This window comes from Paenibacillus sp. FSL P4-0176 (assembly GCF_037975265.1).
Taxonomy (GTDB): domain Bacteria; phylum Bacillota; class Bacilli; order Paenibacillales; family Paenibacillaceae; genus Paenibacillus; species Paenibacillus amylolyticus.
Genome location: NZ_CP150242.1, coordinates 3,736,166 through 3,758,257 on the forward strand (window position 1 = coordinate 3,736,166; position 22,092 = coordinate 3,758,257).

Annotated in this window: 19 protein-coding genes; 15 read left to right on the plus strand and 4 right to left on the minus strand. The window is 42.8% G+C overall.

Annotated elements, in window-relative coordinates; all coding sequences use genetic code 11:
• The gene (locus tag MKY95_RS16815) at window positions 1–1,095 is read left to right on the plus strand and encodes a Ger(x)C family spore germination C-terminal domain-containing protein (protein ID WP_339193460.1); all 1,095 of its coding nucleotides are present in this window, start codon (window positions 1–3) and stop codon (window positions 1,093–1,095) included.
• A gap of 118 nt (window positions 1,096–1,213) precedes the next feature.
• On the opposite strand, the gene MKY95_RS16820 is transcribed toward MKY95_RS16815, so the two are convergent.
• A complete protein-coding gene (locus MKY95_RS16820) occupies window positions 1,214–1,555 on the minus strand; it encodes a nuclear transport factor 2 family protein (protein ID WP_036615388.1) in 342 nt (113 codons plus the stop codon).
• A 28-nt stretch (window positions 1,556–1,583) separates the two neighbouring features.
• A complete protein-coding gene (locus MKY95_RS16825) occupies window positions 1,584–2,378 on the minus strand; it encodes an SDR family oxidoreductase (protein WP_339193463.1) in 795 nt (264 codons plus the stop codon).
• 176 nt (window positions 2,379–2,554) lie between these two features.
• On the opposite strand from MKY95_RS16825, the gene MKY95_RS16830 reads away from it, so the two are divergent.
• From MKY95_RS16830 to MKY95_RS16845, 4 genes are all read left to right on the plus strand, one after another.
• On the plus strand, window positions 2,555–3,436 hold the full coding sequence (locus tag MKY95_RS16830) for a LysR family transcriptional regulator (protein ID WP_339193464.1): 882 nt from the start codon (window positions 2,555–2,557) through the stop codon (window positions 3,434–3,436).
• A 228-nt stretch (window positions 3,437–3,664) separates the two neighbouring features.
• Complete coding sequence (locus MKY95_RS16835; RefSeq protein WP_164783315.1) at window positions 3,665–3,814, plus strand: hypothetical protein; 150 nt, start codon at window positions 3,665–3,667, stop codon at window positions 3,812–3,814.
• Window positions 3,815–4,211: 397 nt separating this feature from the next.
• On the plus strand, window positions 4,212–5,804 hold the full coding sequence (locus tag MKY95_RS16840) for a glycoside hydrolase family 32 protein (protein ID WP_076317774.1): 1,593 nt from the start codon (window positions 4,212–4,214) through the stop codon (window positions 5,802–5,804).
• 66 nt (window positions 5,805–5,870) lie between these two features.
• Window positions 5,871–9,674: a GH32 C-terminal domain-containing protein gene (locus MKY95_RS16845; protein ID WP_051449768.1), complete on the plus strand. Its 3,804-nt coding sequence runs from the start codon at window positions 5,871–5,873 to the stop codon at window positions 9,672–9,674.
• 106 nt (window positions 9,675–9,780) lie between these two features.
• Here MKY95_RS16845 and MKY95_RS16850 read toward each other — a convergent pair whose 3' ends face one another.
• On the minus strand, window positions 9,781–11,442 hold the full coding sequence (locus MKY95_RS16850; protein ID WP_339193465.1) for a PucR family transcriptional regulator ligand-binding domain-containing protein: 1,662 nt from the start codon (window positions 11,440–11,442) through the stop codon (window positions 9,781–9,783).
• A gap of 202 nt (window positions 11,443–11,644) precedes the next feature.
• Here MKY95_RS16850 and MKY95_RS16855 point away from each other — a divergent pair, with 202 nt between their 5' ends.
• The 7 genes from MKY95_RS16855 to MKY95_RS16885 all read left to right on the plus strand — a co-directional run bounded on the left by MKY95_RS16855 (window position 11,645) and on the right by MKY95_RS16885 (window position 19,526).
• On the plus strand, window positions 11,645–12,904 hold the full coding sequence (locus MKY95_RS16855; protein WP_339193467.1) for an amidohydrolase family protein: 1,260 nt from the start codon (window positions 11,645–11,647) through the stop codon (window positions 12,902–12,904).
• A gap of 23 nt (window positions 12,905–12,927) precedes the next feature.
• The gene (locus MKY95_RS16860) at window positions 12,928–14,148 is read left to right on the plus strand and encodes an amidohydrolase family protein (protein WP_036615378.1); all 1,221 of its coding nucleotides are present in this window, start codon (window positions 12,928–12,930) and stop codon (window positions 14,146–14,148) included.
• Between the two features lie 333 nt (window positions 14,149–14,481).
• Complete coding sequence (locus MKY95_RS16865) at window positions 14,482–15,414, plus strand: ABC transporter permease subunit (protein WP_339193469.1); 933 nt, start codon at window positions 14,482–14,484, stop codon at window positions 15,412–15,414.
• Window positions 15,415–15,431: 17 nt separating this feature from the next.
• Window positions 15,432–16,313 carry a carbohydrate ABC transporter permease gene (locus tag MKY95_RS16870; protein ID WP_339193470.1) on the plus strand — a complete coding sequence of 294 codons (882 nt, stop codon included), beginning with the start codon at window positions 15,432–15,434 and terminating at the stop codon, window positions 16,311–16,313.
• A 95-nt stretch (window positions 16,314–16,408) separates the two neighbouring features.
• Window positions 16,409–17,863, plus strand: a complete 1,455-nt coding sequence (locus MKY95_RS16875) for an ABC transporter substrate-binding protein (protein ID WP_339193472.1) — start codon at window positions 16,409–16,411, stop codon at window positions 17,861–17,863.
• A gap of 16 nt (window positions 17,864–17,879) precedes the next feature.
• Window positions 17,880–18,842 carry an amidohydrolase family protein gene (locus MKY95_RS16880; protein WP_036615371.1) on the plus strand — a complete coding sequence of 321 codons (963 nt, stop codon included), beginning with the start codon at window positions 17,880–17,882 and terminating at the stop codon, window positions 18,840–18,842.
• 477 nt (window positions 18,843–19,319) lie between these two features.
• Window positions 19,320–19,526: a hypothetical protein gene (locus tag MKY95_RS16885; RefSeq protein WP_339193474.1), complete on the plus strand. Its 207-nt coding sequence runs from the start codon at window positions 19,320–19,322 to the stop codon at window positions 19,524–19,526.
• A 281-nt stretch (window positions 19,527–19,807) separates the two neighbouring features.
• On the opposite strand, the gene MKY95_RS16890 is transcribed toward MKY95_RS16885, so the two are convergent.
• Window positions 19,808–20,056, minus strand: coding sequence for a hypothetical protein (locus MKY95_RS16890; RefSeq protein WP_339193476.1), 249 nt, complete (start codon window positions 20,054–20,056; stop codon window positions 19,808–19,810).
• A 367-nt stretch (window positions 20,057–20,423) separates the two neighbouring features.
• Here MKY95_RS16890 and MKY95_RS16895 point away from each other — a divergent pair, with 367 nt between their 5' ends.
• The 3 genes from MKY95_RS16895 to MKY95_RS16905 all read left to right on the plus strand — a co-directional run bounded on the left by MKY95_RS16895 (window position 20,424) and on the right by MKY95_RS16905 (window position 21,865).
• Window positions 20,424–20,573 (plus strand): hypothetical protein, encoded by a 150-nt coding sequence (locus MKY95_RS16895; RefSeq protein WP_179086457.1) that lies wholly within the window; start codon window positions 20,424–20,426, stop codon window positions 20,571–20,573.
• Window positions 20,574–21,151: 578 nt separating this feature from the next.
• Window positions 21,152–21,319: a hypothetical protein gene (locus tag MKY95_RS16900; RefSeq protein ID WP_155985137.1), complete on the plus strand. Its 168-nt coding sequence runs from the start codon at window positions 21,152–21,154 to the stop codon at window positions 21,317–21,319.
• Between the two features lie 21 nt (window positions 21,320–21,340).
• Window positions 21,341–21,865 carry a DUF3841 domain-containing protein gene (locus MKY95_RS16905; protein WP_036615368.1) on the plus strand — a complete coding sequence of 175 codons (525 nt, stop codon included), beginning with the start codon at window positions 21,341–21,343 and terminating at the stop codon, window positions 21,863–21,865.
• Window positions 21,866–22,092 lie beyond the last annotated feature (227 nt).

The following is a 22,092-nucleotide window of genomic DNA, read 5'->3' on the forward strand; positions in this document are numbered from 1 at the left end:
ATGATACCATACAAGCATTATGGTTTATTGGCGATTGTAAGCCTTATGTGGATGGCCGGTTGCTCTTCTCCATATGCCGAGAACAATATCATCGAAGAGATCGCTCCGGTAGTTTTCTGGTCGGTTGACAAGGGGACGGAGGGGAAGTTTAAAATCAGCACTTTAGTGCCACCACTCATCAAAGAAAAAAAACGCTTTCTCTCCAAGGAAGTTGATCTGTTAAAACAGGGGGGCAAGGAGTTTAATTTAATTTATTATCGGGAATTAAAGCAGGGGCAGCTGCGAATGTTATTAATCAATGAGGAACTGGCAACAAAAGAAGGCATTGAAAAGCTGATCAATACGATATTGGTTGATCCCGATATTTCAATGCATGTCTATTTATTGATTGTCAGAGGCGATTTTGATGAATACATAAAAAATCAATTGACGAAGCAAGAAAACCAAGATTATTTTCTTTATCGGATGTTAAAGCATTACGAGGAACATAACCAAGGTGAAATGAGCATTGTCAATATTCATCAATTCATGAAGATGTTATATTCCCCTCTTAAGGATCCGATCCTGCCGGTTTTTCATGCGGATAAAAACAATTTCAATTACGTAGGAACGGCCTTTTTCCAAAATGATAAAGAAGTAATGGTTACTCAAGACGTAAGTGATGAAATTTTTCAACTTCTGGATAACGATCATTTCTTAAAAGTCTTGGCCATTCCAAAGTTATCTATCAGTTTGGGACGTGTTCGATCCAATATTCGCATGAAACTATCAAGTGACTATTCATCCTTGTCTTTACATGTGGGATTGAAAGGAAGAATTGAGGAATACCAGGGAGAACAGAATATACAAAGCGAGGAACAATTGGAACATTTAATTCATGAGATTGAGGTATACCTTGAGGAACAAACGTCAGAATTATTAAAAAGTATGCAACGGTTGAGAGTGGATCCCTTAGAGGTCGGAACACATTCACTTAAGCCTTTTTCTAAACCAATAACGGAAGAGCAATGGTTTAGATATTGGGAAAATATGAAAATTAATGTTGACTTCGACATCAAAATACAGCCTTTGATTAATGTTGAACGGCTGTCGTGATTTAAAAGATGCCCCCTACATGATCAAATACATCATTGTGGGGGCATCTTTTTGTTCAAATCATGTACAAAGAGAGCTTATTACTGCAGCCCGTGGCGGACAAGCCATTTGGATATCTTTAGAAAATGGAAAGTCTAATGATCTTATCGTCAACAATAACAAAATGATAATCCAATAATAGCGGATCGGGTAGACCCGTCTTATCGTAGGTACCATCCAGCTTGCATGTTAACACAATTTCATCACCTATTTTTTTGGCTTTTGTTGGCTCTAACGTTACATTCGCCGCGAAATGGTTTTGATCACTCCATTTCCGAATCGCCTGTTTGCCATTTCGCTTTTTTCCTTCATCCATCACAACGGCATTTTCTGAAAAACAATCTACAAATACTACTGGGTCTGGCTTGTTAGATGCAGTAATGTATTTGGCAATTACAGACGGTAAATGATTGAGATCCATATTGTTCTCTCCCTTTATTAATTAATTATTAGACGGTAGGGATAGTTCCCCCATCTATGACATATTCACTACCTGTAATAGATGCTGCTCGGTCTGAGACCAGAAATGCGACCAGCTCAGCGACTTCTTCAGGAAATCCTGGCCGACCAATTGGAATACCTCCGAGTGAAGTCATAAGTTGTTCGAGCGCACTTTCTCGACTTCCGGTTTGCGTTGCGATCCGATCAATTAATGCGTCAGATGCTTCTGTCTGAATAAATCCGGGAGACAATGTATTGATGCGAATTCCTTGAGGGGAAAATTCATTCGATAATCCCTTGCTATAATTAGTCAGCGCGGCTTTGGCAGATGCATAAGCCAGTGTAGTTTCATATAAAGGCAAACGTCTCTGGATGGAAGTGAAATGAAGAATAACACCTGAATTATTTTCTAACATAAGTGGAATTAAGCCACGATCAAGTCGAACTGCTGCGAGTAAATTCCAATTTAATGTATGAAGCCAATCCTCATCACTCAATACAAGTGCGCCTCCTGGTGGTGTCGTTGATCCACCTACGCAATGGACAATAATATCGATACCTCCAAGTTGTTCTTTTACTGCTGAAATTATTTGCTCTACACCCTCAGTTGTGGCGACATCTGCTTGAACAAATTTGACCGAATTTGGCAAGTCAGCAGATAGGGAACGGGCAGTAGTAAGAACTGTAGCTCCGCCGTTTGCAAGTCTTTTCACAACTGCTTGCCCCATTCCCTTTGTTCCTCCGGTTACAAGCACCCTTTTACCTTTAAATTCTGATACAGAGAACTCAAACTCTTTATGCATAACTATTCCTCCTAGTGATGGTATTCAATGATTAATTTGAAATTGCTCTGTCTCTAAACCTTAATGTGTAGTTCGAGAGGAGCTAGAACTAATACTACACTTGCTACTTTCATAACGTCCAATTTATTATAATAATAGAAATGATGAATATTATTAATATATGGAGGGGTGTTTTAATGGAACTTACACAATTGGAATACTTTATGACCGTTGCACAGCTTGAACATATGACCTTAGCCTCCAAAAAACTCGGTATTACTCAGCCAGCGTTAAGTCATGCAATTGCCAAGCTTGAAAACGAGATAGGAGCTCCTTTATTTGAGAGAAATGGACGAAATATTAAGCTGAACCGGAACGGTACTATGTTCTCTAAATGGATTGGTAGGGCCCTACATAATATTGAAAATGGTCTAAAGGAAATCGAAGAGTGGTCCAACCCGGATACTGGTGTGATTACGTTGTCTTATCTAAATATTCTCGGTGTTGAATTGATCCCTAGCCTAATTCGGAGTTATCAATTGAAGTATCCCAAAGTTCGGTTCGAATTGACACAAGGGAACTTAGGAGATATTGATGAACATCTGGAGCAAGGATTCTCGGATATTATGATTACATCGAGGGAATCTAGTTTGAATAATCATCACTGGAAGACGATTAAAAATGTTCCTTTATACATTGTTGTTCCCTCCCAACATCGTTATGCAGATTGTAGCGCTCTTAGTTTGACAGAGCTGTCTGGCGAGCCTTTTATTGGATTGAAAAACAACTGTGGATTAAAAGCAACGATCATATCCCGGTTCCGACATACCGGATTTTTTCTTGCTTCGGCTTATGAAGCGGAGGACCTGATCACTGTAGCCGGTTTTATAAAGTCGGGTCTAGGTGTATCAGTACTGCCTAAGACGCTGGGGTTGATGTTAGATGAATTGGTCTGGATCCCTATCATTGATGAAGGATGGTACTGGGAAATAGGATTAAAGTGGAGAGATGATCATAATATTTCCCCAGCAGCGAAAAGGTTTATTGAATATGTGGATACTTTACATCAAGGAGAATGACCGCCAAATTTTTTAGTTTTGAAAAGAAATTCTGAGAAAACAATCATACTTTATTGTATTTGAAGACAAGGTAAAAATCCTTTTACAATCATTGGCAGTACGTTATAATACAATCACCAGGTAGATTACCCAACAAAAAAGTGAAATATTGTAATATCTAGTCACACCCGGCTCATCATAGTTCTTTGAGCCGCATAACACAACATAATAGATATCGGAGGAATGGTTATGGTCAAGAAGAAAATTTCCACAGCCCTCAGCGCAGCTTTAATTGTTTCTATGCTGGCTACTGGCCTAATAGTCACTATCCAAGGTAACACAACGTTAGAGGTAGCGAAGTCAGCAGGGGATAAAAAGGTTGAAGTTGTTAAAGCATAAGCCAGCCGTTAATTTATTTAGAACATGTTAAGAGACAAGAGCATAATCCTATTGAAGTCGCTATTTTAGCGGCTTTTTTTGTTTTATCGGTAAAATTAGGTTTAATACTAACGATATTTTGCTGAACAAGTAAAGAGAAGTTTAGATACAACCTTTTTTACATTTGTAAACCAATGGGTTTAAAGCAATAAAAAAAATGAATAAGTCAACTTAAATTAAAAATTGTTATTTTCTATAATCAGTCATAAATTGTGCAAATGTAAACTAAAACAGATTTATACATAAAAAATAGTGTTCATTTATACAAAAATACTTTGACAAATGAAAACAGGTGGCTTATTTTGTTAATAAGGAATGCATATTACTTTTTTTAGATCTTAAATAGCCTTAAGGGAGCGTGAATAAAATTAAAAAAGTACATCTATCAGGTGAAAATAATATCAGCAAAGATCCAGAAAACTTTATTTATAAAAATGAATACCGACCGCAAATACATTATTCCCCTAAGGGAAATTGGATTAACGATCCTAACGGAATGGTTTATTACGAAGGAGAGTATCACCTTTTCTACCAATATACTCCCCATGATACGCAGCCTGACTTCGACAGAATGCATTGGGGACATGCAGTAAGTAATGATTTAGTACATTGGGATGAACTCCCACCAGCCATCTCACCTGGGGAAGATGGAGCGATCTTTTCGGGAAGTGCGGTAGTCGATAAGAACAATACAAGCGGATTCTTCAACGAAGCAGGATCAGGATTGGTTGCAATTTATACTAATAATGGTAACAACGCTCAACCCGGTAAACCGCAGGTTCAAAGCATCGCTTACAGTAAGGACAATGGTCGAACCTGGACAAAGTATGAAGGTAACCCTGTTTTATTCCCCACGGAGACGCTAGACTTTCGAGACCCAAAGGTATTCTGGCATGAAGAATCCTCAAACTGGGTAATGGTTCTTGCTGTAAGTGACCATGTAGAATTTTACACATCTTCGAATCTTAAGGATTGGTTTTTTGCAAGCGGTTTCGGTTCTGATATTCCAGGCATACATCGTGGGATTTTTGAATGTCCTGATGTTTTTAAACTCCAAGTGGATGAGGACCCTAATACCACTAAATGGATTCTGACACTAAGTATCGGAGATAGAAATGGCGTAAATCCAAACGATTCAGAACCACCCGCAGGCGGTTCTGGCATGATGTATTTTATAGGTCACTTTGATGGTAAGGTTTTTACACTAGATGAAACATTGGAATCATTCGATACAATCCAATGGATAGATTACGGATCTGACTTTTACGCGGCCGTGACCTGGGATGGTATACCGAATGAGGATGGGCGAAAGATTTGGGTCGGCTGGATGAATAATTGGCGTTATGCTTCCACTCTTCCTTCTAAAGAATGGCGTGGCCATATGTCCATCCCACGAGAGATTCAGCTCAGGACGTATTCGGAAGGACTTCGCTTAATTCAAGCACCCATAAGTGAGTTAAATCAACTTAGAAGATCAATTCTGTCTCTACAAGACATTACGATTAAACCAGATATGAACGTTTTGTCTGATGTTTCTGCTACAAAGATGGAAATTATTGCGGAATTCGAAATCGGTAATGCAATAGAATTTGGGTTCAAGGTGCGAAAGTCTTCCTCTTCCAACCAGGAGACAGTCATCGGATATAATGTCTTGAATGAGGAGTTGTTTGTCGATCGAACGAAGTCAAACGCTGTTGATTTCCATCCCGATTTTGCTACAAAACACAAGGCCCCTATGAAGCCAGAGCATAGACGGATACAGTTGAGCATCTATGTTGATTGGTCAAGTGTAGAGATCTTTGGCAACAATGGGACAACTATCATTTCAGACACGATTTTCCCCGACTTGGGAAGTAGAGGGCTGGAACTCTATGCCATTGGCGGAGAACTAAAGGTCGTGTCGCTTCAAATCAATGATCTCGTAAGCATTTGGGAAAATCAACCGAACTGAACTGGTTGTCCAAAACCAATTAAATTTGAACCAACTTCACAATATTATTAGAAAAGAGGGTATGGAATGAAAGATAAATCTAAATTCGCAATATGTCTTCTGATGGCAACGGGATTAGCTCTGACTTCAAACGGGATTTTTACATCTAAATCAATTGCGGCTAGTGCTGTACTTGCTGATCAGGAAACAAATAAACAGGCAAAGGAGGAGCTTGATATTTTTGAAAGCGCATCCAAATCAAATACCAATCTGATAGGCTGGCAAGTGAAAGGAAAAGGAGGATTAGAGGATACTTCAGAAGGAATCTTGCTAACTTCACAGCCTAAAGAAAATGTAATGGCCATCTCAGAGACAGTGTCCGATGATTTTATCTATGAAGCTGATGTCATGATCAGGGATACGAAGGCGGATGCAACATTGTTGTTTCGATCTAATGAGGATGGCTTTAGCTCGTACATGCTGCAAATCGTTCCGGACGCAGGCCTGATTCGGTTAAGAGATGCAAGAAATGGAGATGGGAAATTAAAGGAGGAGCGTAAAGTTTCTGTTGAAATGGGGCAAATCTATCATCTCAAAGTGAAGGCAGTGGGTTCCTCGCTAAAAGTATATTGGGGCAATCAATATAAACCATTAATTGATGTTCAGGACATTTCGTATCAAAGCGGAAAGCTTGGACTCCATGTATGGGATGGATCCGCCTTGTTTTCGAACATCGTGGTGAGTGATCTGAAAGGTAATTTGGGGCCGGTGATTTCTAGCAAGGGAAAATGGCAACCTGATATCAACGGCAAAAGAGGGACGGTAGAACAGGGGAGCATAGCACAGCAAATCTATAACAAAGAGGCGACTGATATGGTCTATGAAGGGAATATTACCCTTCGTCCTGATTCTATTGCAGCTCTCGCATTTCGATCTTCAACCGATGGAGCTGAAGGATATGAAGCTACTCTTACGAAGGAAGGAGATCAGGTCCGTGTAAGTTTGACGAATACAAAAGGAACAGTAATTGCAAGTTCGCAACGTACTTATCCGAGTCAGATGGGAGCCAAACATCATGTGGAAATCAAGGCAAAGGGAGATCGAATTCAGGTCTTCCTGGACGGATACACTACGGCCGCGATTGACGTGAAAGATTCAACCTACAGGAGTGGAAGTACCGGAATCGTCGTAAAAAAGGGGACGGCTTACTTTCAGGATACTTATGTAACGGAACTGAGCCAATATTACAATGAGATATATCGTCCACAATATCATTACACGCCAATACGTGGTTCAGCGAGTGATCCGAATGGACTTGTCTACTTCGAAGGAGAATATCATCTCTTCCATCAGGATGGAGGAACATGGGCGCATGCGGTAAGTAAAGATATGCTGAACTGGAAACGGCTTCCGATTGCACTTCCCTGGAATGATCACGGACATGTCTGGTCTGGGTCGGCTATTGCGGATATGACAAATGCATCTGGTTTATTCGGAGATTCAGGAGGCAAGGGCCTTATTGCATATTATACTTCCTTTAACCCAGATAGCCCGAATGGGAACCAGCGTATAGGTCTGGCATACAGTAAAGACCAAGGTCGTACTTGGGAGTATTCGAAGGAACGCCCGATTGTGATCGAGAACCCGGGTAAGAGCGGAAATGAAGCTGGGAATTGGGATTTCCGCGATCCGAAAGTGATCCGTGATGATGAGAATAACCGCTGGGTTATGGTTGTGTCCGGAGGAGATCATATTCGTTTCTACACGTCAACGAACTTACTTGACTGGACATTGACAGATAATTGGGGATATGGGGATTACGTCCGCGGAGGCGTATGGGAATGCCCTGATTTGTTCCAGCTTCCGGTAGACGGAACGTCACAGAAGAAGTGGGTTATGATGATCAGTACAGGAGCGAATCCCAAAACAGGCGGATCAGATGCCGAGTATTTTATCGGTCATTTAACAGCTGATGGTAAATTCGTGAACGATAATCCGGCGGGTAAGGTACTAAGAACAGATTTTGGTAAAGAGTTTTACGCTTCGATGTCTTTCGCTAACATGCCTGATCATCGCACAGTGATGATGGCGTGGATGACGAATTGGGACTATCCGTTCGCTTTCCCAACGTCCAATTGGAAAGGTGAACTAACCATTCCGAGAGAAGTATCATTGGTAACAACCAAAGATGGAATTCGGATGACGCAAAGTCCAATCAAAGAATTGGAATCACTGCGTAAACCTTTGTACTCTGCTTCTAACAAGTCGGTGAGTCCTTCTTCCGGGAATCTGCTAAAAGGTATTATTTCAGGTGCTTACGAAATTGAAGCTGAAATTGAAATCCCTGAAACCAGCACAGCGACCGAGTTTGGCTTTAACATTCGTGAGGGTGCAAATCAGAAGACGGTCGTGGGTTATAAGGCAAGCGATAGTAATATGTTTGTGGACCGAACTGCATCCGGTGAAACGGATTTTTCTAACCTATTTAGTAAGAAACATGAAGCGCCTACGCAAATGGAGAATAATCGGATCAAGATGCGTATTCTTGTGGATGAATCTTCTGTTGAAGCCTTTGGTAACAACGGCAAAGTCGTCTTTTCAGATGTAATATTTCCGGATCCTGCTAGTAGAGCGATGAGTTTTTACGTGAAAGGTGGGAATGTGAACGTTGTTTCCTTGAAAGTGCATCAACTTCAATCTGTCTGGAATGAGGACATTCCTTCAAAAGCTCAAATAAAGATGGATACGAGGGTTCGGGAACTGGGGGTAGGCGAGTCGGATACACTGCAGGCGATGGTCGAGTATGGCCCAGGTCTAGGCGTTCAACCGCTGAAGTGGAGTTCCAGTAATAACGACGTAATAGCCATAGACTTGGTAGACAATTCACATGCAGTTATTAAGGCAAAAAAAGAAGGGGAGTCCACAGTCACTGTATCTACTCCGAATGGTAAAGCTTCCAGTAGTGTGCTCATTAAAGTCTCAGGTGGCGAGTTCCGGACAAACCTGAGTGGATGGACTAAAGATCTGTCTGCTGCTTCATGGTTAGTTAGTGAACATGGGATTCGTGGTAAGTATTTTAGCGATGCGAATTATATTGCCAAAGAGAAGGCTGGGAACTTTACGTATGAAGCAGACATGATGCTCGGTGAAACAGGAGGGGCAGGTTCTATTTTGTTCAGGGCTAGCGAAGATGGTCGCAGTGGTTATTATCTGAATCTAGACCCTAACATGAAGGCCATTCGTCTTTTCTATAAAATCAATGGAGGATTTGAAGAACGTCAGGTTCTTGCAAAAGTACCAACGTTCATTCAGCCAGGTCATACGTATAAGGTGAAAATAGAAGCGCATGGTCCGCATATTGTCGTTCACGTGGACAGTCAAAAAGTGATAGATATCATGGATGGTACTTTTGCAGAAGGCCACTTTGGACTCCATGTTTTTGGCGGCTCCGCATCTTATCAGAACGTCAATGTGAGCAACGGTGAACCTGCAAACATCACCAAGTCCAGTCTTATAAATGCCGCAACACAAAAATCCATTTATACCGTGAACCTTGTCAACGGGGAGCCGGTTACCTTGCAAGATACAAGTGCAGCTTCCGTCCAGAAGTGGGTATTTGTTCCGACAGGTGACGAAGAAGGTTCGTATTCGATTCGTACTACGGCCGGTCAGACGCTTGATCTGGATATAGGGCAAAACAAACTTCAGCTGTATCATTACTTAGGGTACAACAACCAGCGTTGGGTCCTTCACGAGAACAAAGACGGATCAGTTCATATTACTTCAGCTCATCATCAAAAAGCATTAGAGGTATCGGAAGATGGGACCGAACTCTTCTTAAGTGAACTGAATCCATCACTTGATCGACAAAAGTGGATATTAGCAAAATAATCAAAGTTTATTCCATAATGGCGTAACTAATAGATATTCCAATAAAGAAGTGTCGTGGGACAGGAACATGTTCAATTCAAGTCGCTATTATAGCGGCTTTTTTCTTTTAATCTTGTCCTAGCAGAGGTTCGATGGCTAGCGCTATGCGGATTCGTAAGCTTTCAGTTGGATCTTTGAGTTTCACACCCAGGATTTTTTCACACTTTTCCAGTCGATACACCACCGTATTTCGATGAACGAAAAGTTGCTTGGATGTTTCGACAAGCTGGCATTGTGTATCGTAAAAAGCGTTTAAGGTGCGCAGCAACTCTTTTTTTTCATGTTCGTCTGCAATCTGCAGCAGTCCGTTTAAGGTCGCGTCGTAAAATTGTTTCAGTTCGTTGTGGGGAAGCATGTGGAATAAATATCCGATGTCCTTGGCTTGGTAAGATTGGACGAATTGCTTTCGTTTTAGCCAGTAGCCGAATTGCAATGCATTAATCGCTTCTGTATAAGAATGACGAACGCCGAGTACATTTGTTGCAGGTTTGCCAATGCCGATAGACAGACTCAGTCCTGTCTCAACATGCAGCTCTTTAAGCATTCCTGACAACTGCTCGGTGATTTTTGCCTCATCCCACCCCGACTCAGGGATAGATAGAAGAAGACAGTAGGTATCATGTTTGGTAAACATGACGAAGGAATGATCTAACCCACCAAAAACACGTTTGATGTGCTCGTACTGCTCCTCTTGCTCCGTGATATTATCTCCTTTCGGAGGCGCCGAACCTTCGTAATTAGGAAATCTTTGATGCATGTGATGCACCTCGTCATTACGCATGGTCAGCAAGACGCTTGCACGCTCCTTGATAAGCCCACATCTCTTGCCGCGGTTCAGCGCCTCCTGCTCAGACGTGATATATCCCTCAATCAGATCGGAGAAGAATTCGTTTTTGTGCCTGCGGGAGCGCTCTTTGACAGCCTGTGATTTAGTCAACTCCATTCCAATGACGTTGGAGGCCTGCTCAAGCGTCAGACCGAAAAGCCCAGTCCATTGATCCGGTGAATGAAATGATAACAAATAGCCTTCGTGGCGGTAAGTTTTTACTGGATATACCAGCATGCAGCAACGCTCTCGGACTGATGGGTTGATGAAGCACAACGAAGTGGGACTAGAAATATCGGACAAGTCTTGAAGTGTATTTACAGCGGCTGCAGTGAGTTCAGCAACACTTGTATTCTGGCTGGAAGCAGAGATAGTTTGCCATTTGTAGTTTAATAGAACGACTGGGGATGAGAACAGTTTGGACAGAGAATCGATAATGCTGGAAATTCCTTTGCCGCGCATGATCATCTCGGAGAATTTTTTGTGGATGCTGAGTGCATATTGCAGTTCGTCACTCTTGTTATTCAGAATCACACTGGTCGATCGCTGCAAAATTTCGCCAAGGGATAGACGGACATCGGAAATTTCGATGATGGGAAATTCGTTCTGATCCGCTTCCCAAAGTATTTCATCAGGGATTGGTAGTTCAAAGCGCTTGGTTTTGATGGCCAACCCCGAGCACTGAAGACGCTGCATGTCCCTGATTAGTTGAATAAACATCTCTGGTTGCTGCTTCATGAAAAAGCCGTTGGTCAGCAAGAGCTCGTTCGGCCTTAGAAAGCGAATGATATCCGGACAGTCCATAATGTTGACCGTTTGAACCTCACGTACTAGCCCCTTATGCCCCGTAATCACTCTAGCATCATCGTAAATGCCGTTTTTCAGCAAATCTGTCAGCAGCACATCGACCCATCCCTTTCTGGAACAAGTTATTTTATTGTTAAGTAATATAACACTAGGATCATGTGGAGTAAATATCTTTGGTTTGATCATCCAATATTGCTAATTATTTTTATCCTTTTCATCCAATGATTTCTCAGAAGGAGTGAATTATGCTTAAAGTGTTTCTTGCGTGTAATAAAAGCGTACATGAACGGAGGATGTAATGATTGATCTACTTATCACAGATACGGTGATTTCCGGGGATGAAAGGCGAATGGATGTCGGGATATCCTCAGGCAAGATTGCATTTGTCACGCCATGCGGGGAAAGGAAAACCGAAGCTTCTCGTGTAGTGCAAGGCAAAGGGGGCTTATTGCTACCCGGATTCGTCGAGCCGCATATTCATTTGGAAAAAGCATATTTGCTGGATTCCATGGATCGGGAGGCGGAGTCTCTCCAGGACGCGATTCAGATAACATCCAAACTGAAAAGTTCGTTCACAAGGGAGGACATGTATCGTCGCTCGCTGGTTGTCATTCGGGAATCCGTCAGGAATGGTGTAACCCATATGCGTTGCCAAGCAGAGGTCGATCCGGTTCTTGGACTCAGAGCTGTCGAATCTGCTCTTCGTCTCAAACAATCCTTAAAACATCAACTGGATTTACAGGTAGTTGCCTTTCCGCAAGAAGGGGTGTTCAAGAGTCCGGGGACTGTTGAGCTGATGGAAGAGGCCGTTCGTATGGGAGCCGATGTGATTGGAGGAATCACTTATCAGGATGCAGACCTGGGGGAGCACTTGGATTTTGCATTTGGTCTGGCAGGGAAGTACGGAAAACCGTTGGATTTTCACGCGGATTTCTCGGTCGATTTCAACGACCGTGCCGTTGTGGAAATTGCAAAAAGGACCATTGCTGCAGGCATGCAGGGGCATGTAGCCGCCGGACATGTAACCTCGCTCGGTTCCCTCCCTGAACACGAAGCTTCGGCTATCGGGGAGCTTCTGTGTCTTGCCGGAATCAGCGTCATTACGCTGCCGATGACGGACCTCTTTTTGAATGGAAGAGAAGGTCCAGAAGGTTATCATAGAGGTCTGACTCCTGTGAAACTGCTCCAGGATTGTGGAGTGAATGTGGCAATTGGCGTCAATAATGTGCGCAACCCATTCACGCCGTTTGGCAAAACAGACCCGATTGAGGTTGCCTGGCTATTGGCGATTACTTCTTACATGGGCGGCAAACGGGATGCGCTCATCTTGACCAACATGCTGACTCATAACGCAGCACAGGCGTTAGGCATTGATAATTATGGCGTTAAGGTTGGCGCTCCGGCTGATATGGTATTGTTCCGAGAGCGGTCGGAGAGGGAAGTGCTGCTTAATAAACCGGAGGCCCGCACGGTTTGGAAATCGGGATTACAGGTAGCTTGTACTGACTCAAAACTTTTGGAATTACCGTGGTTGTCGGATGGGATGGAAACAATCTAATTATGAAGTAAGGGGATGGAGTTATGGAGAAAGGCTTAACACTCGTGAAAAATGTCAAATGGTCGGAAAACCTGTTTGATCTAACGATTGATCAAGCAACTGGACTTATTGTCAGCATTGAGACTGCCGGAACGGATGCGGATCTCACATCTGTAAATATTGCCGGTAGGGCGACAACCGTCATTGACGCGGATGGGCTGCACTATGTACCGCCAATGACAGATATGCATACCCATCTGGACAAGCATTTTATTGGGGAGCCGTGGAAGTCTTTGCAGCCGTTTGTCACGCTGCCCGGCCAGTTGGAATTTGAGAAAAGTATGTTGGGAGAACTACCGACCGGAGCGGGAGAACGTGCGAAACGAATGTTGGATTTAATGTTAGCCCAAGGTACAACGGCAATCCGCACACACGTTGACGTGGATCCGCAAATTGGTCTCTCTCATCTTGAGGAGGTCTTGGAAGTGCGCGAGATGTACCAAGGACGCATCGATATGGAAATTGTGGCATTTCCCCAGCAAGGCCTGCTTCGATCCGACTCCGTTTCCGTCATGCGGCAAGCGCTTCGTGCTGGAGCCAACTATGTTGGTGGTGTGGATCCGGCCGGATTGGACCGCCGAGTGGATGCCAGTCTGGAAGCCATGTTTGAACTTGCGACAGAATTCTCTGCTGGCATCGACTTGCATCTGCATGACCCGAGTCATCTCGGAATATACACGATCAGGAGCTTCGCCGAACTGACAGAACAAGCCGGTATACCCGGCCGTACCGCGGTAAGCCATGCCTATTGTTTGGGCCAGGTTGGGGAAACAGAGGTGCGCTCACTCGCGGAAAGGTTGTGTGCGACCGGCGTAGCCATCATGACGAGTGTGCCCATTGACAGGCCTATGCCCCCCATCAAACTGTTGATGGAAACGGGAGTGTCCGTTCATATCGGTTCCGATAACATTTTGGATTCGTGGAGTCCATTCGGAAATGGCGATATGCTCTCCCGTGGGTCACGTCTCGCTGAAGCATCCGGTTGGGTGGAGGACTTCTGGTTGCTAGAAACGTACAAGCTTATTTCCAATGCGCCATTAACTCCAAAAGTGGGTGAACAAGGCACTTTCTCGTTGGTAAATGCCATAAATGCGATGCATGCGTTGGCTGCAGCACCTCCACGCGAAGCTGTATTTTCGGGTGGTGTGCTTGTTGGTGGTCGAATGTTTCCCAACAGCAGACAGATGGCAGCCATCCATTCGTAACAATCTTTAATTATACATGAAGCAGCGCATCCTTTTTCAGGTGCGTTGCTTTTTGACATGAAAAGGCTGATCACAGGGCTTATAATACGTTGCTTAATGCAGTGAATGTGATAATACATAACATTAAAATTTAGACAGGCTTTTCTTTTGGTGTAATAATCCAAATTAAATCATTTTTTTTAGTGAATCACACCAATGACTGAGGCTTACTTACATCGTATTATTCATATAAGAACAATTTTGAGTCACATAAACTGACATTCATAGAATAGGAGGGATGTTGGAGGAGTTACACAAACCAAACATCATTGTTACGAACAGGGGGAGAGAGACATGCGTCGAGGTTTCCATGCAAACCGCATCCAAAACATCAGAAAGCATGGGCTGTTATTGGTCATGATTTTGCCAGGCATCGTCTATCTGTTCATCAACAATTACTTGCCCATGTTCGGCATTGTGATTGCGTTCAAAGATATCAATTTTGCAAAAGGAATCTGGGGAAGTGACTGGGTAGGCTTCGATAATTTCGCCTATCTGTTCCAAACGCAGGATGCTTGGGTGATTACCCGAAACACGTTACTTTACAACGGCGCATTTATCGTGCTTGGAACAGTGCTCTCTATAGCTGTGGCCGTATTGTTGAACGAGGTAAAAAAGCGATTTGCCTCCCGACTGTATCAAAGCATCATTTTGCTGCCCTATCTGATCTCGATGGTCATTGTCGCTTACTTGGTTCTGGCATTGCTCAACGAGGAAAACGGATTCGTCAACGATTACGTGCTTCCTTTACTGGGGATAGACCCCGTGTCGTGGTATGCGGATTCCGGTAAGTGGCCCTTTATATTAAGTGTCGTATATCTATGGAAAAACGTTGGTTATACATGCATTGTTTATCTGGCCTCAATCGTAGGCATCAGCCAAGAATATTATGAATCCGCTACGCTGGACGGAGCATCCAAGTGGAGGCAAGTCTGGAGCATTACCCTTCCTCTGCTTAAACCCACGATGGTCATTATGGTGCTTCTTGCAGTGGGACGCATCTTCAATTCCGATTTCGGATTGTTCTATCAGGTTCCGCTGAATTCGGGTGCACTGCAAACGACTACCGATGTCATTGACACATACGTTTATCGTGGATTGATGACTTTTGGGGATTTCGGAATGTCATCCGCTGCCGGACTGTACCAGTCCATTGTCGGTTTTCTGTTAGTATTAACGACCAATGCGATCGTTCGTCGCAAAAACCGGGATTTGGCGCTGTTTTAGCTAAGGGGGAGAACAACATGTATTCAAATAGGATATATCAAATGGCTGTTCACCTCGTGCTCATCATGATGGGAATCGCTGCAGTGTTTCCGTTTATACTTCTGATATCCGCTTCCCTAACCGAGGAACAAGCCATTATCAGGGATGGTTATCGTTTGTTCCCGGCTCAATTCAGCTTCGATGCTTATGTGTATCTGTTTAATCAGTATTCGTTGATTCTGCGGTCGTATGGAATTACGACGTTCATCACGGTCGTGGGCACGATCGTTGGATTGTTGATCACAACCCTGGTCGCTTATCCGCTATCCAGAAATGTGCTTCCATTTCGTTCGTTCCTGTCATTCTTCGTATTTTTCACCCTGCTTTTCAATGGGGGGCTGGTGCCGATGTACCTGGTTTATACGGATCTCTTCCATTTGAAAGATACCATCTGGTCGCTAATCATCCCGAATTTACTGACCAACGGGTTCTACATTTTGTTGATGCGCAGTTTCTTTTCCACATCAATTCCCGGCGAAGTCGTGGAGTCAGCCTATGTGGATGGAGCCAACGAATGGGTTATTTATTGCAAAATCGTTCTCCCGCTTGCTCTCCCAAGCCTGGCAACCATTGGTCTGATGCTCATGATCTCGTATTGGAACGATTGGTTTAACGGTCTGATCTTCATCAATGACGGAAGCCTCTACAGCATTCAAAACCTGCTTAATCGAATGTTGTCTGATGTCCAGTACTTGCAGCAAAGCAGTTTGTCTGGTCAGACAGCAGTTGTCTCATCCGTACCTCTCGGCAGTGTGAGAATGGCTATTGCCGTAATCGGCGTGTTGCCGCTGATCGCAGCGTATCCGTTTTTCCAGAAGTTCTTCGTCAAGGGATTGACTATTGGTGCCGTAAAAGGTTAGTTATGCTTCGTATCCAAGATGTCTTATCCAAAAGCAAACATGGGGAGTGAATGAAGATGTTCAGAAAAAGATTGCCTGTGGGTTTCATAAAGGTAATGTCCTTAATTTGTGCGGCCCCTCTATTGTTGACGGCATGCGGAAACCCAGACAGTAAGGAGGGGGCAGAACTTGGAAAAGCTTCAGCAACAGACATGTATGAAGTGGTCATGACGTATCCAGCTTTTGGGGATGTAACAGATGTTAAGGAAATTCAGGAAGCCATCAGTGATATTACAGCGGAAAAGGTAGGCGCCACCGTGAAGCTCTTGCCTGTTAATGGATCGAACTATGCCAATCAAATGAACTTGATGCTGGCGGGCAGCGAGAAACTGGATCTGGTGTATACCAGCGTATGGTTCGGCCTTGAATCCCAAATCGGCAGGGGGCAGTTACTGCCCATGGACGAATCGTTGAATGAATTTGGTAAAAAGATACTGGAGGCTGTTCCGGAGGAAGCCGCAGAAGCCGGGAAGATGAATGGCGAAACATATGGCGTTCCCAGTATTAAAGCTTGGGCACTTTCCCCCAGTTTTGTGATGGACAAAGAGCTTGCCGATAAACATGCTATTGACCTTAGCGCCATAAAAACCTGGAATGATATCTCTGCTGTATTGCAGCTTATCAAGGACAAGGAGCCGGGTGTCACGCCGATTGTCAGCTATAACTCACAGGAAACACCCGGACAAGCCATGCTGAATTTTGATCCATTGGGAACAGCACCTGGCGTACTGGATTTTGGCGGGGAGGACTTCACCGTGCAGAACCTTTTTGCGACTTCGCGGTTCTCCACAATGGCTGACCTGATGCGTGATTGGTATCAAAAAGGTTATTTCAGCAAAGACGTCGCAACGTCACAGGAAACGGGGGCCAATCTGATCAAGGCAGGCAAAGCCTTCTCGTATATCCGGAATATCAATGAATGTTACTCGGAATCACTTGCGGCTGGGACTGAACTTGTATGCGTCCCCCTTGAGGATTCGTATATGACACGAAATAGCGTAGCTTCCAACATGATGTCTTTGGCAAGGAACAGTGAGCAGCCGGATAAGGCGATTCAAGTATTGGAACTGTTTTACTCGGACGAAGCAGTCATTAATCTGTTTACGAATGGGATCGAAGGCAAGCATTATGTTAAACGGGATAATGACCTAATCGGCAAGCCGGATGGCGTTACTGCAACAGGATACGATTCAAACCAATATGCCGTGGGGAACAATTTCCTGTCCTATATATGGGAAGGGAACGATCCTGACATGTGGGAGCACTTGAGGGGCGAAAATGAGAGTGCCGTAAAATCAAGGGCGATGGGTTTCAGCTTCGACATCAATCCGGTCAAAACACAAATTACCTCGGTGGCCAACGTCCAAAACCAGTATGATGCAGGCTTTCAGACAGGAACTTTTGACCCGTCAGAACTGGGTGCTTATCTCGACAAACTAAAGAATGCAGGCGTAGAGAAAATATTGACGGAAAAGCAAAACCAGTTAAACCAGTGGCTTGAAAATAAATAGAAGGAGCTGATCACGCATGTTTAATCCTGTCATTGATGTTCACCACCATATCATCTCTAAAGAAATGCAACGAAAGCAGCGGGAGCTGGGAATGGAGATTCCAAGTTTTATGCCGAAGTGGACGCCCGAGATCGGGATGCAAAAAATGGATGTATGTGACATCTCGTTTTCATTCCTTTCAGCCCCGTCAGACCTGACGTTCATCGACCAATCTTCTGCCAACGCATTGGCACGTAAAATGAATGAAGAGCTCGCATCGTATGCTCAACTTCATCCTGAGCGGTATGGTGCATTTGCAACGCTTCCACTCCCCGATCCCGCAGCAGCCATGGAAGAAACCTTGTATGCACTTGATGTTCTTGGGATGGATGGTGTTGCAATGCTGACAAGTTATCAGGGTAAATATTTAAGCCATCCGGATTACACCGAATTGTTAACCGAATTGGATCGACGCAGTGCTGTTGTGTTTCTACATCCCATCCTTATACCACAAAAAATCGCTGGACTTAGTCCTGCATTGCTTGAGGGCACCTTCGATACAACGCGGGCTGTCACTACGATGGCTGTTCATCGCATTTTCGACCAATATCCATCCATTACGTTCATTCTTCCCCATACAGGGGGCATGGTTCCGTATATCAAATGGAGAATTGCGCTTGCCGCTATCGGACAAGATTCGATTCAGGTTGAAACAACACCGGAACAATTTCAAGCTGAAATAGCCAAACTGGACCACCTTTATTATGATTCCACGTTGAACCTCGGCACGATCCAAAAGTTGATTGCGCCTGATCGGATTCTGTTCGGAGCGGACATACCTTGGCCAGCGGACAGCGTCCTTCGGATACAACGGGAGTCGGTATTCCATGAAGCACAGCAGATCAGCGAAGAAAACGCGAAAGCGATCGCTTATGGCAATGCCTTTCGTCTATTTCCCCGCATTTCTAAGCTTTTTGATATAGAGAAAAAGTTAATTTAAAGTGTTAGGAACCGATAACTCAACATTACAAAACAATAGTTTAATCTGTCATGACAATGTAACAACAAAACAATCGTTCTTGAAACGGTTGTTTTGTTGTTAACACCCATTAGTTACATTCTGGTTCCTATCTAATAAAAAGGTGCCTACTTTTCAAGTAGTATGAGACATTTTAAGATTAAACGAAAGGTGGTTAAACAGAGGGCGTATGTAATGAACAAAAGTTATATGCAACGTTGCTTTGACGTAATAGAGATCATCCCGAAGGAGTTGCAGAGAATATAGATCGCACCATTACTTTGTAGAAGATATGCATAGTGTGATCGTCAAATTAACCGATTAAGTGGGAGATTCATTGAAAGTAATTGAGGGGATGGTAGCGCCATGCCAATTGAAATCAAAGACATTGTAGTGTTTTAATGAGTAAGCTTCAAGATCATAGTTTTTAATCTAAGTATTCTTCGAGTTGCTGACGAGTTGAAGACATTAACTGGCGAAACCATCTTTATCGGTGTCTTGAGTGATGATTCCGTTCTTGCCACGCATATTATTCCAGGTAGTTTTCCGACAAGGACACATTATGAAAAAGGAGAAAAATTGCCTGTTATTAAAACGGCGGTGGGAAGATATATCTTAGCCTTTCAATCACCTGAAATTCAGGAGCAAAATCGGGTTTTGCGGTAGATAACGAGGAAGCCGATCAAGGAGCAAAGAAAACAGAATAACCCTTCTCAGAAATGAGGTGGGTATCCTGTTTATAGATGTTGGCATTTTAAAGTGCCCTCAATCATCATGGAGAGCCTTTTTTTGGGGGAGTAGTATAGTTTAGTGTTAATCATCTGAACTAGTGAGTAGAAATTTTCCGATAATATTCTCGTTGCTATCGTACAAGTTTATATACTTATCGACTTTTGGTTCATTCATACTCTGAATTGCTTCTTCGGGAGTTTGTGGCAAATCTTGATTCATATCTGAAGTCTTAATGTAACACCTTCAGTTCCGTCTACACCAAAAGCCTTAACTAGATCTAATTCTGTTTCATCATGATAAATAAATGAACCATATGTTTGACCGTTATCATTGATTTTTATTTCCATTTGATCTTTAGAGGGACTAGTATCGGCAGATGCAGCTCCCCAGCCATAAACTCCTATTCCAATCCCTAAAGCACAAGTCACACCAACTGTAATTAATTTTAGTGATTTTGTTTTCATTAGAATATCCTCCTAATGTTGAATGAATGGTGTTTTAGAACCACCGTCATATTCATACTTACCAGACTGTCAAACGGCAAACACTGCCTCAGTTTCGTAATCCCCAGATCCTTAACCCCAGTCGAATCTATTAAATTACTCAATTTCAAATTAATGTAACATTTAATGTCGTAATTGTAAACCATTTTTAGGTTATTTAGATTCTTATGTAACCACGGAAAATTCACTGGCATATTCAGTCGCAATAGTGGGCAACCGGAGGAAGGAACAAATCCTTTTACAATCATTGTCAGTACGTTATAATACAATCACCCGATGGATTACCTAACAAAGTTAAATATTGTAATTAGACATTGGAGGTATGGTTATGGTCAAGAAGAAAATGTCCAAAGCCCTCAGCGCAGCTTTAATCGTTTCTATGCTGGCTACTGGCGTGATAGTCGCTATCCAAGGTAAAACAACGTTAGAGGCATCATCAGGTGATAAAAAGGTCGAAGTTATTAAAGCACAAGCGTGACCTTACTATGAAGAAGCTTAGGTGCGACTATATCGTCCTAATTAGGGCATATTCGAAGCACCTGATGCGAAAACCTCAGCTCGGTTAACCGAGCTGAGGTTTTTTCATTATCATTATGAATTGATGTCGAGGGACAAGATCATGGTGCGCAATTACCAATTATTCATTGGCACCTCGTGCAGGTACCTGGGCAATTTTACGATGGCATTCAGCCACCACTTGGCATGCCTTACGGATGGATTCAATTTCATAATCACTTTTTAAAATGATCATGTTCGTATCAGGCCCCATTCGTAATAGCTTGCATAATTTGTTCACAGTTTGTCATGTCAGCTAGAAACCGTTACGATGTGTTATATGGAATTTATCTTTGAGGCTCAATCAGTTATAGAAAAGAGAAAGGACAAGCGGCATGATACAAAGAGAAGGGAATGTAGCTTGGAACGCCAACTCAGAATATATATGGTGAGCAACGGGACTTGTTTAAGGAATTAAGCAAAAAAAGATGATTTATCTGTACTTCAGAGAGATCCAAAACTTATCTTAGTTGAACTATATTTTATAAGGAGACACGTAAGATGGAATTAAAATTTAGGGAAAAGGCTCTGTTATTTTATTTGATCGAGGCTAGATACAATGATTTGGAGTTACGAGAGGAGCAAGTATATCAGGAAATTGAAGATCTATACTTTAAATTTAAAGATGAGTTAGAAAGAGAATATGGGGAAGACTGGCGAGAAATTTAAAGCAAGGAGGTACCCAAGAAAATGATTTATTGGAGTATGCAGACATCAGAGGTTTGGAAACAAGCTCAAGAAACAGGTTACTTGGAGGGAAGCTCTGAACACTTAATGTTTCCAAAACAATACATATGGATGATGGAACAAATGAAAACAAGATTACCTAATTATAAAGGTGAGTATCCAATCTGGCTATGGATCAAAAAGCCGGATATGAGATCTACCGGACATTTTGAGGGAGGAACTAAATGCGTAAGATTGACCATTGATCTCAAGGAGACAGATGTACTAATATCAGATCTTGATAGATGGAACCTGGTACTGAACAATGGATTTTGCTCTGATAATGAACATGAAGAAGGTGAGTTTAATAAGGGGATACTAGAAATGACGAAAGAAGAAAGTTGGGAGCGGATTTTTGATTTAAATCGAGCGGTTGATGTTAATTGGACAGGTAATGGTGCATGGCTTCAGGGAACTACGGGACGAATCTACTTAGAAAAAGTGAAGAGAGTAGAGCAATATATTAGTCGTAAATCAAAGTTATACTAATAACAATTATAACAATAAGGTAAATAAGACATATCATGACCTCTTTTCAAATGTTGTTGGGGGAACATTGAAAAATCCTTCCTTTTAATCGTTACTTACAATTCCAAGTTAGGATATGGCCAATAGCCTAAATGTGTGAGGGCTAAAGTCATTAATCTGGTGGTTTAGTACTCTAAACTCATCATTCATAATGTCAGAGAATATAGTTGATAAGCATTATCATTCAT